The 15,700-nt window shown below is 73.1% G+C and carries 15 protein-coding genes and 1 pseudogene; 7 read left to right on the plus strand and 9 right to left on the minus strand.

Annotation, left to right across the window (positions count from 1 at the left end):
- The first annotated feature begins 90 nt into the window (after window positions 1-90).
- Window positions 91-831 (plus strand): arginase family protein, encoded by a 741-nt coding sequence (locus FAF44_RS31185; RefSeq protein WP_237106889.1) that lies wholly within the window; start codon window positions 91-93, stop codon window positions 829-831.
- 55 nt (window positions 832-886) lie between these two features.
- Here the strand turns inward: FAF44_RS31185 and FAF44_RS31190 are convergent, their stop codons facing one another.
- The 5 genes from FAF44_RS31190 to FAF44_RS31210 form a co-directional block, all read right to left on the minus strand.
- Window positions 887-1,201, minus strand: coding sequence for a hypothetical protein (locus FAF44_RS31190; RefSeq protein WP_237106890.1), 315 nt, complete (start codon window positions 1,199-1,201; stop codon window positions 887-889).
- 87 nt (window positions 1,202-1,288) lie between these two features.
- Entirely contained in the window at window positions 1,289-2,296 is a 1,008-nt protein-coding gene (locus FAF44_RS31195; protein ID WP_237106891.1) for a cytochrome d ubiquinol oxidase subunit II, read from the minus strand.
- Window positions 2,297-2,298: 2 nt separating this feature from the next.
- The gene (locus FAF44_RS31200) at window positions 2,299-3,663 is read right to left on the minus strand and encodes a cytochrome ubiquinol oxidase subunit I (protein ID WP_237106892.1); all 1,365 of its coding nucleotides are present in this window, start codon (window positions 3,661-3,663) and stop codon (window positions 2,299-2,301) included.
- A gap of 217 nt (window positions 3,664-3,880) precedes the next feature.
- Window positions 3,881-5,092, minus strand: a complete 1,212-nt coding sequence (locus tag FAF44_RS31205) for a cytochrome P450 (protein WP_237106893.1) — start codon at window positions 5,090-5,092, stop codon at window positions 3,881-3,883.
- A gap of 91 nt (window positions 5,093-5,183) precedes the next feature.
- The gene (locus FAF44_RS31210; protein WP_237106894.1) at window positions 5,184-6,125 is read right to left on the minus strand and encodes an RNA polymerase sigma-70 factor; all 942 of its coding nucleotides are present in this window, start codon (window positions 6,123-6,125) and stop codon (window positions 5,184-5,186) included.
- Between the two features lie 188 nt (window positions 6,126-6,313).
- Here FAF44_RS31210 and FAF44_RS31215 point away from each other — a divergent pair, with 188 nt between their 5' ends.
- The 4 genes and pseudogenes from FAF44_RS31215 to FAF44_RS31225 all read left to right on the plus strand — a co-directional run bounded on the left by FAF44_RS31215 (window position 6,314) and on the right by FAF44_RS31225 (window position 9,849).
- Window positions 6,314-7,165 carry an SDR family NAD(P)-dependent oxidoreductase gene (locus FAF44_RS31215; protein ID WP_237106895.1) on the plus strand — a complete coding sequence of 284 codons (852 nt, stop codon included), beginning with the start codon at window positions 6,314-6,316 and terminating at the stop codon, window positions 7,163-7,165.
- Between the two features lie 40 nt (window positions 7,166-7,205).
- Window positions 7,206-8,408 carry an NAD(P)/FAD-dependent oxidoreductase gene (locus FAF44_RS31220; protein WP_237106896.1) on the plus strand — a complete coding sequence of 401 codons (1,203 nt, stop codon included), beginning with the start codon at window positions 7,206-7,208 and terminating at the stop codon, window positions 8,406-8,408.
- 550 nt (window positions 8,409-8,958) lie between these two features.
- Window positions 8,959-9,240: pseudogene (rsgA, locus tag FAF44_RS56470) on the plus strand (GTPase RsgA); the annotation flags it as partial.
- A gap of 96 nt (window positions 9,241-9,336) precedes the next feature.
- On the plus strand, window positions 9,337-9,849 hold the full coding sequence (locus FAF44_RS31225) for a GNAT family N-acetyltransferase (protein WP_237106923.1): 513 nt from the start codon (window positions 9,337-9,339) through the stop codon (window positions 9,847-9,849).
- A 47-nt stretch (window positions 9,850-9,896) separates the two neighbouring features.
- Here the strand turns inward: FAF44_RS31225 and FAF44_RS31230 are convergent, their stop codons facing one another.
- The 3 genes from FAF44_RS31230 to FAF44_RS31240 are packed head-to-tail and all read right to left on the minus strand — an operon-like array spanning window position 9,897 to window position 13,083.
- Window positions 9,897-10,661: an ABC transporter permease gene (locus tag FAF44_RS31230; protein WP_237106897.1), complete on the minus strand. Its 765-nt coding sequence runs from the start codon at window positions 10,659-10,661 to the stop codon at window positions 9,897-9,899.
- Window positions 10,658-12,181 carry a DUF1349 domain-containing protein gene (locus tag FAF44_RS31235; protein WP_237106898.1) on the minus strand — a complete coding sequence of 508 codons (1,524 nt, stop codon included), beginning with the start codon at window positions 12,179-12,181 and terminating at the stop codon, window positions 10,658-10,660. The genes FAF44_RS31230 and FAF44_RS31235 overlap by 4 nt, the downstream gene beginning before the upstream one ends.
- Window positions 12,178-13,083 carry an ABC transporter ATP-binding protein gene (locus FAF44_RS31240; protein ID WP_237106899.1) on the minus strand — a complete coding sequence of 302 codons (906 nt, stop codon included), beginning with the start codon at window positions 13,081-13,083 and terminating at the stop codon, window positions 12,178-12,180. The genes FAF44_RS31235 and FAF44_RS31240 overlap by 4 nt, the downstream gene beginning before the upstream one ends.
- An 86-nt stretch (window positions 13,084-13,169) precedes the next feature.
- On the opposite strand from FAF44_RS31240, the gene FAF44_RS31245 reads away from it, so the two are divergent.
- Entirely contained in the window at window positions 13,170-14,321 is a 1,152-nt protein-coding gene (locus FAF44_RS31245) for a sensor histidine kinase KdpD (RefSeq protein ID WP_237106900.1), read from the plus strand.
- Complete coding sequence (locus FAF44_RS31250) at window positions 14,318-14,986, plus strand: response regulator transcription factor (RefSeq protein WP_237106901.1); 669 nt, start codon at window positions 14,318-14,320, stop codon at window positions 14,984-14,986. Before FAF44_RS31245 ends, FAF44_RS31250 begins: the two co-directional genes overlap by 4 nt.
- Before the next feature lie 48 nt (window positions 14,987-15,034).
- On the opposite strand, the gene FAF44_RS31255 is transcribed toward FAF44_RS31250, so the two are convergent.
- On the minus strand, window positions 15,035-15,694 hold the full coding sequence (locus FAF44_RS31255; RefSeq protein WP_237106902.1) for a response regulator transcription factor: 660 nt from the start codon (window positions 15,692-15,694) through the stop codon (window positions 15,035-15,037).
- Between the last annotated feature and the right edge of the window lie 6 nt (window positions 15,695-15,700).

Raw genomic sequence — 15,700 nt, forward strand, 5'->3', positions numbered from 1 at the left:
AGATCAGCACAGGATTACTAAGTGGACGTTGCTGATTGGACCACGCGACACTGACGTCCGGCCACCAGAAATCCATGCCAGGAGGGCGAGATGCTGACTGTAGTCGAGGTTCCGCAGTGGCAGGGTTCACTGTCACCCACCGCACCCAGGCTGGTCGAAGGCGCCGCCCGGCTGGCCGCGATGGTTCCCGACGCCCGGCACGTACGGGTGGACACCGGCGCCGGCCTGGCCGAGACCGCCGACCGGGTCCGGCGGGCGCTCCCGGAGGACGGCTTCGTCGTCACGGTCGGCGGAGACTGCGGCGTCGAGCTCGAACCGGTCGCGGCGGCGCTGCGCCGGCACGGCGACCGCCTGAACCTCGTGTGGTTCGACGCCCACGGCGACATGAACTCGCCCGCCACCTCCCCGTCGGGCGCCTTCCACGGCATGATCCTCCGGACGCTGCAGGGCGAGGGCCCGCCCGACCTGGTCCCCTCACCGGCGCTGCGCCCGGACCAGATCGCCCTGGCCGGAACGCGTCGCCTGGATCCGGCCGAGGCCGACTACATCGAGCGGGCGGGCATCGGCGGCCTGTCCACCATCGACGAGAACGCGGTTCTCTACATCCACGTGGACCTCGACGTCCTGGACGGCATCACCTCGGTCGGCTACCCGGAGCCGGACGGCCTGTCCGCGACGGCGCTGACCGAGGCGATCGCCGGCCTGGCGGCCCGGCACGAGATCGTCGGCCTGGGCATCACCGAATACGCGCCCTCGGACCCGAAGGACGAGGAACTGCTCAGGAGGCTGGTCCCCGAACTCGTCCGGCTGTGCGGCCCTGCGTCGCGCTGACGACGCGACGTTCCGGGTGGTGGGCGCGCAGCGCGGGTGGACAGGCGACCAGGCGTCAGTTCCTGGGCCAGACGGTTGTCCAGGCGGCGAACGGCCGGTCCTGGGGGCACGCCCTCTTGGACAGCTCGCGCACGCCCACGAACGCCCCGTAGTAGCGGACCTCGGTTGCCGGGTCGTCGATGTCCGACCTGCAGTCGACCACCACCCGCTGGGTTCCCGTTCCCGTCATGCACCGCCCCCAGGCCAAGTCCACGGCACCGTCCGTGATCCCATGGCTGCAGTCGCCCGGTACGGCCTGAGCGGGCGTGGCGCTCAGGCCCAGCGCCAGCACGCCCGAGCAGACCGCGACGACGGCCGAGAGTTTCCGCATGTCATTCCTTCCGTGGACGATCTTGCGGAACCAATGTCGCAGCCGGCGGTATGACGCGGGTATGACGGCCCGGCCGCGTCCAGGCCGTCAGGAGCGCGGGCCGGCCTCGCCGCGCTGGAAGGTGGCGTACAACCACCACAGCGACGGCACCAGCAGCAGCGCGCCCACGGCCAGCGCGCCCAGGGTCGCGGCCAGCACGGAATCGGTGGCCGCCGCCCGGTCCAGGGTGACTCCCGGCAGCAGCACCGGGTACTGCGCGACGCCCCACCCCCACAGCAGCCCGGCCACCGCCAGCGCGGCGGTGACGCGTACGGCGAGGTAGGCGCGGCGCCACAGCAGGACCAGCGAGGCCAGCCCGGCCGCCACGGACAGGACCAGCAGCGGCAGGGCCCGGCCGGAGGTCAGCTCGGTGAACAGGACGGGCGCGTCCAGGCGCAGGACGATCAGGCCGGCGGCCGACAGCAGCCCGACGACGATTCCGCAGCCCAGGGCCCGCCGGCGGAAGCCGTCGACCAGGTCGGACGCGCCGCCGCGGTGCGCGTCGCGGGTCAGGTAGACGGCGGCCAGGTAGGCGGCGCTGGTCACGGCCAGCGCGCCGGCGAGCAGCGAGGTGGGGTTGAGCCAGCTTCCCACCAGGTCACCTTCGGCGATGCCCGGCGGCACCCGGCCGGAGGCGAGGCCGCCGGCCACCGTCCCGAGGAAGAACGGGGTCGCCACGGACGAGAAGGCGAAGGCGGCGCCGAACAGCCGGCGTTGCCACAGCTCCGTGGAGACCTTACGGAAGGCGAAGGCCGCGCCCCGGCCGATGATGCCCAGCGCGGCCAGGGTGAGCGGGATGTACATGGTGGAGGCCACGGCGGCGAACACCGACGGGATGCCGGTCCACATCAGCACGATGACGAAGATCAGCCAGACGTGGTCGGCCTCCCAGATGGGCCCGATCGAGTGCTCCACGAGCGCCCGCTGCCGCCTGCCCGCCTCGGCGCCGCCGGCGACCAGGTCCCAGACGCCGCCGCCGAAGTCGGCCCCGCCGAACAGCACGTACGCGGTCAGGCCCAGCCACAGCACGGCGAGCATGATCTCCGCGAGCGGCACGGTCACACCACCCGGTAGCCGGTCACGTCGCGTTCCTGGGGCGCGACGGGCACGGGTTCGTCGCGGGCCAGCCGGCGCAGCACGTACACGGTGGCCGCGGTCAGCACCGCGTACACGACGCTGACCAGGACGAACCCCCACACCAGCCCGGGTGCCGGGTTGACCGCGTCGGCGGTGCGCTGCACGCCGTAGACGATCCACGGCTGCCGTCCGACCTCGGTGACGACCCAGCCGGCCTCCAGCGCGAGCACCGCGGCCAGGCCCGACAGCGCGGACGCGCGCAGGAACCAGCGCGAGCGCGGCAGGTCGCGCCGCCGCGCCCAGGCCAGGCCCAGCCAGGCGGCCAGGCCCAGCAGGGCCAGCCCGCAGCCCACCATGATCTGGAACCCCCAGTGGACCACGTTCACCGGCGGCCGGTCGGCGCGCGGCACCTCGTCGAGCCCCATGATCTCGGCGTCCGGGTTCCCGTGCGCCAGCAGGGACAGCCCGTACGGAATCGCCAGGGCGTACCGCAACTCGTCGTCGATCACCACGCCGCCGACGTGCAGCGGGACGGCGCGCCCGGTCTCGAACACCCCCTCCATGGCGGCGAGCTTGACCGGCTGGTTCTCGGCGACGAAGCGGGCGGCCCAGTCGCCCACCCCGATCTGCACCGGGGTGACCACGGCCGCGACGGTCAGCGGCAGCAGCAGCCCCAGCCGGTGGTAGCGGTCGCGCCGCCCGCGCAGCATGGCGACCGCGTACACGCTCGCCATGGCGAACCCGGCGACCATGAACGCGGCCAGGATCATGTGCGTCGTCTGCGGCGGCGTGGCGGGGTTGAACATGGCCGCCCACGGGTTCACGGCCACGACCCGGCCGCCCTCGGCCGCGAACCCGGTCGGGTGCTGCATCCAGGCGTTGGCCGTCACCACGAAGAAGGCGCTGGCCACACCCGCCAGCACGATCGGGACGCCGGTCAGCAGGTGCGCCCGCGGCGGCAGCCGGTCCCAGGCGTACAGGTAGACGCCGAGGAAGATGGCCTCGATGAAGAAGGCGATGCCCTCCAGCGCGAACGGCAGCCCGATGACCTCGCCGTAGACGCCCATCAGCCCCGGCCACAGCAGCCCCATCTCGAACGACAGGATCGTGCCCGACACCGCCCCGACCGCGAACAGCACGCCCATCGCCCGCGCCCAGCGGCGGGCCAGCAGCCGGTAGTGGACATCGCCGGTGCGGTGCCCGCGCCACTCGGCGATCAGCGTGATGGCCGGCATGCCGACCCCCAGGCAGGCCACGATGATGTGCCAGCCGAGCGACAGGGCCATCTGCGTGCGCGCCGCGGCGAGGTCGGCGGGCGCCGCGGCGATCAGCGCCGGCGTGAGCACGGCTCTCGCCCGGCCGGGGGTGTACGGGCCGCGCCGGCGCCCGGTCCGTGAATGGTCACCGAGGTCCCCCCATGCTCTTCGACGCCCACCGTGGTGGAGATTCCGCAGGTCAGCGCGGCAGAACAGGGCTTACCCAGGCCCGTGCGGTTTATCGCCCGCCGGCTCGGCCCGAAGCGATGTCTTTACGCGGCGGGCCTCGCCTCGCGTCATGTCCCGCTCACCAGGTGACCGGGAGTTCGTGCAGGCCGTAGATGACGGCGTCGCTCTTGAACGGCAGGTCCTCGGCCGGTGCGGCGAGCCGCAGGGCGGGGATGCGGCGGAACAGCGTGTCGAAGACGATCCGCAGTTCCATCCGGGCCAGGCTCTGGCCCAGGCACTGGTGCGGCCCGAAGCCGAAGGCGAGGTGGTGGCGGGCCCCGCGCTCGATGTCCAGTTCGGCCGGGTCCGGGAAGGCCGCCGGGTCCCAGTCGGCGGACAGGGTCGAGACGATGACGCCCTCGCCGGCCTTGACGCTCACCCCGCCGGTCTCCACGTCCTCGGTGGCCACCCGGACGGTGACCCCGTCGGCGATGCTGAAGTAGCGCAGCAACTCCTCCACGGCCTCGGGTGTCCGGCCCGGGTCGGCTTTGATCAGGGCCAGTTGCTCCGGACGGGAGAGCAGCCCGACCACGCCGAGCGAGATCATGTTCGCCGTGGTCTCGTGACCGGCGGTCAGCAGCAGGAAGGCCAGGCTCACCAGGCCCGTGTGATCGAGCGCGCCCAGGGTGATCTGCCGGCCGAGGATGTCGTCGCCGGGTTCGGACTCCTTGCGGGTGACCAGGTCGTCGAAGTAGGCGCGCAGTTCGGCGAAGGCCCGCGGGCGGTCTTCGAGCGAGGTCTTGCTCACCATCATGGCGGTGCGGCTCTGGAAGAAGTCGTGGTCGGTGTAGGGGACGCCGAGCAGTTCGCAGATCACCAGGGACGGCACCGGCAGGGACAGCGCCTGGACCAGGTCCACCGGCCGCCGGTCGGCGGCGAGCAGGCCGTCGATGAAGCGGTCGACGATGTCCTGGATGCGCGGGCGCAGCGCGGCCAGTCGTTTCGCGGTGAACTCGCCGACCACCGGGCGGCGGGCCGCGGCGTGTTCGGCGCCGTCCATGCCGAGCATCACCGGCGGCTGGGTGCGCTGCATCAGCAGGGTCGCCGCGTCGAGCGTGTAGAGCGGGTAGCCGTCGTTGCGCCGATCGGAGGAGAAGCGGGAATCGGCCAGGACGGCACGGGCCTGCTCATGCCCCGACACCCACCACGCCTCGCCGCCGCTGGTCAGGCGGACCTTGCTGATCGGGGCCTGCTCGCGCAGCCGGTCGTAGGCGGCGGGCGGGGCGAACGGGCAACCACGCTCGATCGGCAGTTCGAGGCCGGTCAGGTCGCCGGCAACGCTCTTCGTCATGAAAGACCTCCCAGTGATGGATGTGGTGGAGCCGGTTGTGCTGGTGGCGGGCAGGGCCGCCCGGACGTGCGGGTCGGCTCGTCGTCGGTGTTCAGCGCAGGGTGAGCGGGATCTCGGAGGCGATACGGGTCAGCTTCTGCGGGTTGCGGACGTAGTAGAGGCCGGTGATGCGGGCGTCCTCGACCCGGACCGCTATGACGCCGTCGATCTCGCCGTCCAGGCGGAGGAGGAGCGCCGGGTTGCCGTTGACCACGGTGTGCTCGCTGGTGAGCGCGACCCGGGCCTTGCCGAGACCGCTGACGATCATGCGGGCCACCTTGCCGGCGCCGGTGATCGGCTGCTGCGCGGCCAGTTTGACGCCGCCGCCGTCGCTCACCAGGACGACCTGCGGGGCGAGCACGTCGAGCAGGCCCTTCAGGTCCCTGGTCTCCAACGCGCGCTGGAACGACTCCAGGACCACCCGGGCCTGGCTCGGGGAGACCACCTCGCGCGGACGGCGAGACTCGACATGCCGGCGGGCGCGGTGCGCGATCTGCCGGACGGCCGCGGAGCTCTTGCCGACGGCCGCCGCGATCTCCTCGTGACTGACCCCGAAGACCTCGCGCAGCACGAAGACGGCGCGTTCCGTGGGGGAGAGCGTCTCGAGCACGAGCATGAGCGCCATCGACACGCTCTCGGCGAGTTCGACGTCCTCGGCCACGTCCGGCGCGGTGAGCAGCGGCTCGGGCAACCAGGGGCCGACGTAGTCCTCCTTGAGGCGCCGGATCACGCGCAGCCGGTCGAGCGAGCGCCGGGTGGCGATCCGCACCAGGTAGGCGCGCCGGTCGTGCACCTGGTCCAGGTCGACCTTGACCCACCGCAACCAGGTCTCCTGCAACGCGTCCTCGGCGTCGGCCGCCGAGCCGAGCATCTCGTAGGCCACGGTGAACAGCAGGTTGCGGTGCGCGAGGAAAGCCTCGGTCGCCGGGTCCGTCCGGCCGCCACCGGCCGTCGGCCCGGCGGTGACCGTCGTCGCGTTCCTGCGCTCGTTCATACCCGGCTCCTGTCCGCCCTCGGTTCCTGCTCCATGAAGAAGGCGGATGAGCCCCCCGAAATGTGACACGCGTGATCGAAGACACCCGTCGGACGGCCGCACTGTCACAAAGTCCGGGGCGCCGACGCCGCATGGTCGTCAGGACGCCACCCCCCGAACATCGCGATCTCAGAGAACGGAAAGACATCATGAGCAAGGTCTGGTTCGTCACCGGTTCGTCCCGCGGCCTGGGCCGCGACTTCGTCGAGGCCGCCCTGTCGCGCGGTGACAAGGTGGCCGCGACCGCCCGGAGCACTGCGAGCCTCGACGCGCTGGTCGCCGCCCACGGCGCGGCCGTGCTTCCGCTGGAGCTGGACGTGACCGACAAACCCGCCGTCTTCGCGAGCGTACGGCGGGCCAGGGAGCACTTCGGCCGTCTCGACGTCATCGTGAACAACGCCGGCTACGCCCAGGTCGGCGCGATCGAGGAGCTGACCGAGCAGGACCTGCGCGACCAACTGGAGACCAACCTGTTCGGCGCGGTGTGGGTGATCCAGGCCGCGCTGCCCTACCTGCGCGAGCAGGGCGCGGGACACGTCGTCCAGCTCTCCTCGGCGGCCGGGCTCATGGCGATGCCGCTCAGCGGCGCCTACAGCGCCTCCAAGTGGGCCCTGGAAGCCGTGAACGAGTCCCTCGCCCAGGAGGTCGCCGGTTTCGGCGTCAAGGTGACCGTGATCGAGCCCGGCGGCTTCGCCACCAGGGGCGGCCAGAACCCCGATCCCCTCGCCAACGGCCACCTGTCCGACCCCGACCCGATCTACGACGGCCTGCGCCGGCGCATCGCCGCGTTCGCGGGCAAGCAGCTCGCCGGTGACCCGGCCGCCGCGGCCCAGGCCCTCCTCACGATCGTCGACTCCGACGACCCGCCCCTGCGCGTGCTCTTCGGGCAGGGCTTCTACCCGATGCTCCAGCAGGTCTACGCCGACCGGCTCAGGACCTGGGCCGACTGGCAGGACCTCTCGGCCCGGGCGCACGGCACCCTCGATCAGGAAACCCGGTGACCCGGGGCCGAGCCGACCAGCGAACCGACAGGAGTCACCCATGAAGCACCGCATCGTCGTCCTCGGCGCCGGCTACTCCGGGGCCTACGTGGCGGGGAACCTGGCCCGCCGGCTGTCCCCGGAGGACACCGAGATCACCGTGGTCAACGCCGTACCGGACTTCGTCCAGCGCATGCGGCTGCCCCAGGTGGCGGCCGGCCAGGAGATCGAGGCCCCGAAGCTCGCCGACGTCTTCGCGGGCACCGGGATACGGCTGCGCCTGGCCCGCGTCACCGCCGTCGAGCCCGCGCGCCGGGTCGTCGCCGTGACGGACGCCGCCGTGACGGACGCCGCCGTGACGGACGCCGACGTGACGGATGCCGGCGGCGGCGAACTCAGCTACGACACGCTGGTCTACGCGCTCGGCAGCCACGTCGCCGACCACGGCGTCCCCGGCGTGGCCGGGCACGCCTTCGACGTCACCGGCCGGCCCTCGGCCTCACGCCTGCGCGACCACCTGGACAGCCTGGACGAGAGCGGGAACGTGCTGGTCGTCGGCGACGGGCCGACCGGCATCGAGACCGCCACCGAGATCGCCGAATCCCGGCCCGGCCTGTCGGTGACGCTCATCGCCCGCGGCGAACTGGGCGCCCGGCTCTCCGCCGGAGCCCGCGGCCACCTGCGCCGGGCCTGCGACCGGCTGGGCGTCACCGTCCTGGAGCAGACCAGCGTCGCGGCCGTCGAAGCGACGCGGGTGCGGTGCGCCGACGGCACCGTCCTGGCGTCCGACGCGACCGTGTGGACGGCCGGGTTCGCGGTCGCCCCCATCGCCGCCGCCGGCGGGCTGGCGGTCACCGGGACCGGTCAGATCAGCGTCGATCGCACCATGCGGTCGCTCTCGCACCCGGACGTCTACGCCGTCGGCGACAGCGTCCACGCCGTCGGCGACACCGGCCGGCCGCTGCCGATGTCCTGCGCCTCGGCCGGCCACACCGGCCGCCAGGCCATCGAGGCGATCGTGGGACGCCTGACCGGCCGCACGGTCCCGCACACCAAGCTGGTCCACACCTACAACAGCATCAGCCTCGGACGGCAGGACGGGATCCTGCAGACGATCGACGACGAAGGGCGGGCGAAGCCGGCGTACCTGGGCGGCCGCACGTCCGCACGGATCAAGGCCGGCATCCTCAGGACGGCGCTGTGGGCCACCTCGCACCCCACCTACGGCCTGCCCACGCACCGGCACCGCCTGACCACCTCATAGGGTGCGCTCCACGTGAAGTGCCGGCAGCGGGCCGGTTCCACCGGACGAGAACGGGAACCGGCCGACCCCGGCCGGGGTGCTAGGCTGCCGTTCGTTCGGTACGGGATCAGCGTGGCAGGGAGGTGAGGTTCGATGACCGCGGTGCAGACCGCTGCCATGCGCAGCGCCCGGACCAACCTCACGTCCCGGGCCCCGGTCTGACCCACTGCCTCCCTCAGCCCTGAGCCGTCGCGCTCGCCGGGCGGGGTGACGTCCGCGTCTCGTCGGGGCCCCTTCACCGCAAGGGTCTCTCACGTTGCCACACACGCACACCGATCCATCCGGCCTGTCCCGGTACGGGTGGACCGGCGCACTCGACCGAACCTTCACCGAACACGACGCAGCGGGCCTCGTACCGGCCCGGATCGCACGGGCCGATCGCGGCCGGTGCACGGCGATCACCGCGTCGGGCTCGACGCGGGCCACGTACGCCGCGCACCCGTCCGACCCGCTCCGGACGCCCTGCACCGGCGACTGGGCCGCGTTGCGTCCGGACGCCGAGCCGCGCCCGGTGGCCCTGCTGCCGCGGCACCGCGCGATCGTGCGCTCGCCGGCGTCCAGGTCCTCCCACGGGCAGGTGCTCGCCGCCGACGTCGACCCGGTCGTCATCGCCCTGGCCCTGTCCCTGGCCCGGCCCCTGGACGCGGCCGAACTGGCGCGGCTGCGCGCCCTGGCCTGGGAGAGCGGGGCGCGGCCGTTGATCGCCCTGACCAAGGTGGACCCGGCCGACGATCCCGGGGCCGGCCACGCCGAGGCCGCCGCGCCGGCTCCCGGTGCGGACGTCCTGGACACCAGCGCCGCCACCTACAGATTCCGGGACCGCGAACACGGCGCGGACTCCCGGCACACCGGCCAAACCCTGCACCCGCAGAAGGGAACGAACCCGACCATGACCGCTTCCTGGACCACCCGCCCCGAGACCGCCGGCGACGTCGCCGCCATCCGCGACGTCAACCTCGCCGCCTTCCCCAGCCCGCTCGAGGCCGACCTCGTCGAGGCGCTGCGGGCCGACCCGCAGGCGTGGCTGCCCGGCCTGTCCTGGCTGGCCGAGGCCCCCGGCGGGGATCTCATCGGATACGCGCTGCTCACCCGCTGCCACGTCGGCGACTCACCCGCCCTCGCCCTGGGCCCGTGCGCCGTCAGGCCCGGACACCAGCGGCAGGGCGCCGGTTCCGCCGCCATCCGCGCCGCCCTGCGCGCGGCCCGCGAGCAGGGCGAGAACCTGGTGGTCGTGCTCGGCCACGCCGAGTACTACCCGCGCTTCGGCTTCACCCCGGCCTCCGGGTTCGGCATCCGCCCGCCGTTCGACGTCGAGGACAAGTACATGATGGCGCTCGCCCTCGACCCTGAGCGACCGGTCCCGAGCGGCGTCATCCGCTACCCGGCGGCCTTCGGCGTCTGACCTCCCTTCGAACGCCGTACGGCCACGGCTCTGGGCCGGACCTGCGGCTACGCGTCGCGCGCCCGGAACGACAGGCCGCCGCCCACGAGCGCGGCGGCGGCCCAGGCGGCCGGCACGCCCAGGCCGGCCCACGGGCTCAAGGGCAGGGCGGCGAGGTTGGTCGTGCTCTGCACGGCCAGCCCGGCGTTCATCGGGGAGATCTGCCACAGAGTGCGCTGCCAGCCCTCGTCGCCGACCAGGAGGATGAGGGCGGGAAAGAGGTAGAGCAGGCCGAGCACGACCCCGATCGCGGTGGCGGAGTCACGTACGGCGGTGGCGACCCCCAGGCTGAACAGGGCGATCAGCGTCAGATAGAGGACGGAGCCGACGACGGCCCGCGGCATGGGACCGGCGGTGAGCACGAGCGCCTCGGGGGCGAACCCGTTGCCGAGCAGCAGCCGCCGCGTGACCGGCACGGAGGCGAGCACCGCGACGCCGCCCGTGACCAGGGTCAGGCCGGCCAGGACGATCGCCTTGGCGGCCAGGACGCGGATCCGGTCCGGCATGGCCGTCAGCGTGAGAGCGATCATGCCGGTGCCGTACTCGCCGGCGACCATCAGGACGGCCAGGATGGCGACGACCGCCTGACTCACCTGGACGCCGAAGAGACCGATGACGGCGGGGTCGTAGCCGCAGGCTTCGCCGGTGCAGGAGACCAGGGCGGAGGCCGTGACGCTGCCCGCCACGGTCAGCGCCACGATCGTCACCAGCAGCCGGCCGGTGCCGGGCAGGGTGCGGATCTTCGTCCACTCCGCACGCAGGTGATCCGTCACGCGTCCCTCCCGCGGAGCCGGTGGATGGCCAGGCCGAGGGCGAGCACGGTGTAGCCGGCCAGCACGGCCAGGCCGCCCCAGGGCGGCAGCGGGTAGAACCCGGCGATCGGCGTGTAGTGCCATAGCACGTGCGGGTATTCGGGGATGCTCTGGCGGACGGCGAAACCGGCCGCCGGGGTGAGGCGCAGCAGCCACTGCCCGGCGGCTTCCGGCAGCACGGAGGTGGTCGCCAGCATGTGCGGGACCAGTACCACCAGGACGGTGGTGAGGACCGCCGCGACGCTGCGCCGCAGCAGCACGCCGAGAGCGAGGGCGAGCACCGCGGTCAGCGCGAGCACCGCCGCGACACCGGCCACGACCCGCATCTGGGTCAGCACCGGCACCGGCAGGACGGCGTTGCCGTTGGCCCGCAGGATCTGCCCGCCGGCCGTGACCGTGATCGCGATCGCGGGCAGGGCGACGGCGAAGGTGACCAGGCCGAGCGCCACGGCCTTGGCAGTCAGCGCCCGGCCGCGCCGCGGGCCCGCCAGCAGGGTCGTGCGGATCAGGCCGTGACGGTACTCGGCGGTGCCGAACATGACCGCCACCACGATGACCAGGAGCAGGCCCATCAGCACGCCGCTGAGCGGACGTTCGACGGTCATGCCCTCCACCGCCGGTGCGATGTCGCCGACCCCCGTGACGGAGAAGGTCTCGCCGGACCGGGCGGAGCGGCCCGGGTGGTGCACCTGCCCGTTCAGGTACTGGGCGCCGACCTCGTCGTCGCGCCAGCCGCCCGACAGCGTGCCCGCGAGCGCGACCTGGTCGAACTCGCCGGTGGCCTCGGTGAAGCGGGCCGCGGCGATGTGCCCGCCGAGGTCGGCCGGCGTGACGGTCAGGTCGCCGGGGGAGGTCGCGAACAGGCCGGCCTCGACCGTCGCCGGGAGCCCGGACAGGGTCGCGGTGCTGATGCGGGTCCATCGCGTGCCGTCGGCGGACTCGTACCCGGTGAGCGTGTCACCGGAGCGGACCAGGCGCAGCCACCGGGGTGACCGCTCGGAGACGCCGCCGGGCCGGCCGGCCACGTCATGCAGGAAGTCGTGCTGCATGCGCACGCCGTGCTCGCCGGTCATCAGCACCGCCGCGTAGGCGGAACCCTGCGTCATGCTCGCCTTGATCATGACGCCGGCCTTCGCCCACGGCACGACCCCGGCGATCTCGTTCCGCACCCGGGGGACGACGTCCGGCTTGCGGATCCGGCCGGTCATGGACGTGAGACGAGCGGTGATGCTCCCGTCGCCGGTCAGCCGCCGGTGCACGAAGAAGAACTTGTCGTCCACCTGTTCGCCGTCCGGTCCCACGGCGGGCGGCGGGCAGTCGGCGGGGCGGCCGTCACGGTCGCACGAGGCATGGTCGCCGGACGCCGACAGCAGCCCGAGCGACACCGTGACCAGCGCCGCGGCCGTCAGGGCGACCACCCAGCCGCGTACGGTCCTGAACTTGGTCCACTCGGCGTGGAGCAGCCGCAACGAGTCGTTCACCGGTACTCGACCGCCTCGCTGGTGAGAGCCAGATAAGCCTCCTCCAGCGTCGCCCGGTGGGCGGCGACCTCGGAGAACGGCACCGCGTCCGCGGTGAGCACGGCGACGATGCGCTCGGCCGGCAGGCCCGAGACCACCAGCGTGCCGGCGTCGGCGACGGTGACGGTGGCACCGGCGCGCCCCAGGGCCGACACCGCCGCCGGAGACGCCGTCGTACGCACGGTGCAGCGACCGCCGGACGCGGCCGCGATGAGGTCGGTCACGCTGGTGTCGGCGATGACCCGGCCGTTGCCCACCACCACCAGGTGATCGGCGCTGTCCTCGAGTTCGCTCATCAGATGGCTGGACACCAGCAACGCCCGTCCTTCACCCGCCAGCGACCGGAGCAGGCCGCGCATCCACACGATGCCCTGCGGATCCAGGCCGTTGGCCGGCTCGTCCAGCATGAGCACCGGCGGGTCGCCGAGCAGGGCGGCCGCGATGCCGAGCCGCTGCCGCATCCCGAGCGAGAACCCGCCCGCCCTGCGCCTGGCCGCCGACCGCAGCCCCACCTGGTCGAGCACCTCGTCGACGCGCCTGCCGTCCAGACCCTGCGAGTGGGCCAGCCACAGCAGGTGGTTGCGCGCGGTCCGGCCGGGCTGCAGCGCCGCCGCGTCCAGCAGCGCCCCGACGTGGGTGAGCGGCCGGCGAAGAGTCCGGTACGGCACACCGCCGACGAGCGCGCTGCCCTCGTCGGGCGCGTCCAGGCCGAGGATCACCCGCATCGTGGTGCTCTTTCCGGCGCCGTTGGGCCCGACGAATCCGGTGACCTCCCCGGGCTCCACGGTGAACGACATGCCGTCCAGCGCCACGGTCCGGCCGAACCGCTTGCGCAGCCCCTTGACCTCAATGGTTGATCGCATGCGACCGGTTGTACGCAAACGCCGCTAACACCGGCCGAACGGGTGCCGTCATGTCGCTGTTAGGTGCGAAGGAGCATCATGAACGCATGAGAAAGCGGCGGCTGGGGGCGCGTACCGTACGGGTGCGGTTCACGATGTTGTACGGTGCCATGTTCCTGCTGTCCGGCGTCGGGCTGCTGGTCATCACCAACCTCGTGGGGCTCGGAGGGACACTGGTCAGCCAGTCCCCGCCGGGCGCGACGGCGCCGGCCGCCACCGCCGAGCAGGTCGCGCTGCTCCAGGCCCAGCTCGCGGAGCTGCACACGGTTCAGGCGCGTCAGTTCCTGATCGGCTCGGCCGTGGCCCTGGTGGTCATGGGGGCGGTGTCGGTCGTGCTGGGCCGGAGCATCGCGGGCCTGGTGCTGCGCCCGCTGCGGACGCTCACCACGACCACCCGCCGGATCTCCGCCGACAACCTGCACGAGCGGCTGGCCGCGCAGGGCCCCGCCGACGAGGTCAAGGATCTCGCCGACACCATCGACGACCTGCTGGAACGGCTGGAGACGTCGTTCGCCGCGCAGCGCAGGTTCGTGGCCGACGCCTCCCACGAGCTGCGCACGCCGCTGGCCACCATGCGCGCCTCCCTGGACGTGGCGCTGGCCAAGCCCGAGCCCGTGCCGGCGCAGACGGCCGCGCTGGCCGTACGGCTGCGTACCGAACTCGACGAGGTCGACCGGCTCCTCGAAGGACTTCTGCTGCTCGCCCGCGCCCAGCACGGCGCGCTCGCCGACCGCACGACGCTCTCGCTCGGCCGCCTGGCCGGCACCGCCCTGGAGGCCAGGTCCGCCGAGATCACCGCCAAGCACCTCACCGTCCGCTCCACGGACGCCGCCGCCTGGACGGCGGGAAACAGCACCCTGCTCACCCGGATGATCGGCAACATCGTCGACAACGCCGTCACCCACAACCACCCGGGCGGCTGGATCCACCTCGCGGCCGGCGCCGACGACACGACGGCCCGGCTCGTCGTCGAGACCGGCGGGGACGTCCTCGACCAGGAGCAGGTCAACCGGCTGGCCCGGCCCTTCCAGCGGCTCGGCGCCGACCGCACCGGCTCCGGCGACGGCTCCGGGCTCGGCCTGGCCATCGTCGCGGCCGTCGCCGCCGCGCACGGCGGGACCCTCGACCTGCGGGCCCGGCCGGAGGGCGGCCTGCGCGTCGCCGTCTCGCTGCCCGTGGCGGCGGAGGGCGGCGCATGAGAGTGCTCGTGGTCGAAGACGCCCGCTCCCTCGCCGACGTCATCGCCGAAGGGCTGAGCGATCAGGGCATGGCCGTGGACGTGGCCTACGACGGCTTGGCGGCCGCCGCCAAACTCGACCTCAACGCCTACGACGTGGTCGTCCTCGACCGCGACCTGCCGGGCATCCACGGCGACACGCTCTGTCAGATGATCACCGAGCGCGACGACCGGGTGATGATCCTGATGCTGACCGCCGCCGACGCGCCCGTGGACCGGGTCTCGGGCCTGACCCTGGGGGCCGACGACTACCTCGCCAAGCCCTTCCACTTCCCCGAGCTCGTGCTGCGCATCCGCGTTCTGGCCCGCCGTCAGCCCGCCGCCCGGCCCCGCAGGCTCAGAGCCGCCGGGATCGAACTCGACCCGCTGCGCCGCACCGTCACCCGCGACGGACGGCACCTCGACCTGTCGGTCAAGGAGTTCGCCCTCCTCGAAGCGCTCCTGCGCGCCGCGCCCGCCTTCCTCAGCGCCGAGGACCTGCTGGAACAGGTGTGGGACGAGCACGCGAACCCGCTGACCAACACCGTCACGGTCACCATCGGCCGGCTCCGCCGCAAGCTCGGCGAGCCCCCGGCCATCACCACCACCCCGGGAGTGGGGTACCGGATCATCCAGGACGGTCGCTGACGGCCACGTTCCGCTCCGGCCGCCCGCCGAGCCGCGTGCGCCTTCCGGCTACGGCAGGCGCAGGGCGCGCAGCCGTGTCCACGACAGCAGCACGTGCACCCGGTCCGGCAGGTCCAGCTTGGCCAGGACGCTCGACACGTGCACCTTCACGGTGTACCGGCTGATGACGAGCCGGCGGGCGATCTCGTCGTTGGACAGCCCCTCGGCGATCAGCTCGCACACCTGCCGCTCGCGGTCGGTGAGCCGGTCGGCCGCCGCCAGCAGGGCGCGGTCGGCGTCGGTGGGCAGGGCGGGCTGCAACGCCTCGATCATCCGGGTCGTCGCCTCCGGCGCCAGCACCGACTGGCCGGCGGCGACGATCCTGATGCCGTCGCGGATGCGCTCGCCCGGCGCGTCCTTGAGCAGGAAGCCGCTGGCTCCGGCCTGCAACCCGGCGTAGACGTAGCTGTCCAGGTCGTATGTCGTGAGAATGAGCACCCGGCTGTGCCCGCCCGCGATGCGGCGGGTGGCCTCGATGCCGTCCATGCCGGGCAGGCGGATGTCCATGAGCACCACGTCCGGGCGGTGCTCCGCGACGGCGGCCACGGCGGCGGCGCCGTCGCCCACGGCGGCCACCACGGTCAGGTCGTCCGCCGCCCCGACCAGGCGGACCAGCGCCTCGCGCAGCAACTGCTCGTCGTCGCAGACCAGGACGCGGATGGCGGTCACGACACC

The organism is Nonomuraea sp. MG754425, from assembly GCF_021699195.1.
GTDB lineage: Bacteria > Actinomycetota > Actinomycetes > Streptosporangiales > Streptosporangiaceae > Nonomuraea.

Bases quoted from the DNA above. Each gene is read 5' to 3' on its own strand.
- FAF44_RS31240 (WP_237106899.1), bottom strand. From the start codon at position 13,083: ATGCGATCAACCATTGAGGTCAAGGGGCTGCGCAAGCGGTTCGGCCGG.
- FAF44_RS31220 (WP_237106896.1), top strand. From the start codon at position 7,206: ATGAAGCACCGCATCGTCGTCCTCGGCGCCGGCTACTCCGGGGCCTAC.
- FAF44_RS31245 (WP_237106900.1), top strand. From the start codon at position 13,170: ATGAGAAAGCGGCGGCTGGGGGCGCGTACCGTACGGGTGCGGTTCACG.
- FAF44_RS31190 (WP_237106890.1), bottom strand. From the start codon at position 1,201: ATGCGGAAACTCTCGGCCGTCGTCGCGGTCTGCTCGGGCGTGCTGGCG.
- FAF44_RS31205 (WP_237106893.1), bottom strand. From the start codon at position 5,092: ATGACGAAGAGCGTTGCCGGCGACCTGACCGGCCTCGAACTGCCGATC.
- FAF44_RS31210 (WP_237106894.1), bottom strand. From the start codon at position 6,125: ATGAACGAGCGCAGGAACGCGACGACGGTCACCGCCGGGCCGACGGCC.
- FAF44_RS31250 (WP_237106901.1), top strand. From the start codon at position 14,318: ATGAGAGTGCTCGTGGTCGAAGACGCCCGCTCCCTCGCCGACGTCATC.
- FAF44_RS31225 (WP_237106923.1), top strand. From the start codon at position 9,337: ATGACCGCTTCCTGGACCACCCGCCCCGAGACCGCCGGCGACGTCGCC.
- FAF44_RS31185 (WP_237106889.1), top strand. From the start codon at position 91: ATGCTGACTGTAGTCGAGGTTCCGCAGTGGCAGGGTTCACTGTCACCC.
- FAF44_RS31215 (WP_237106895.1), top strand. From the start codon at position 6,314: ATGAGCAAGGTCTGGTTCGTCACCGGTTCGTCCCGCGGCCTGGGCCGC.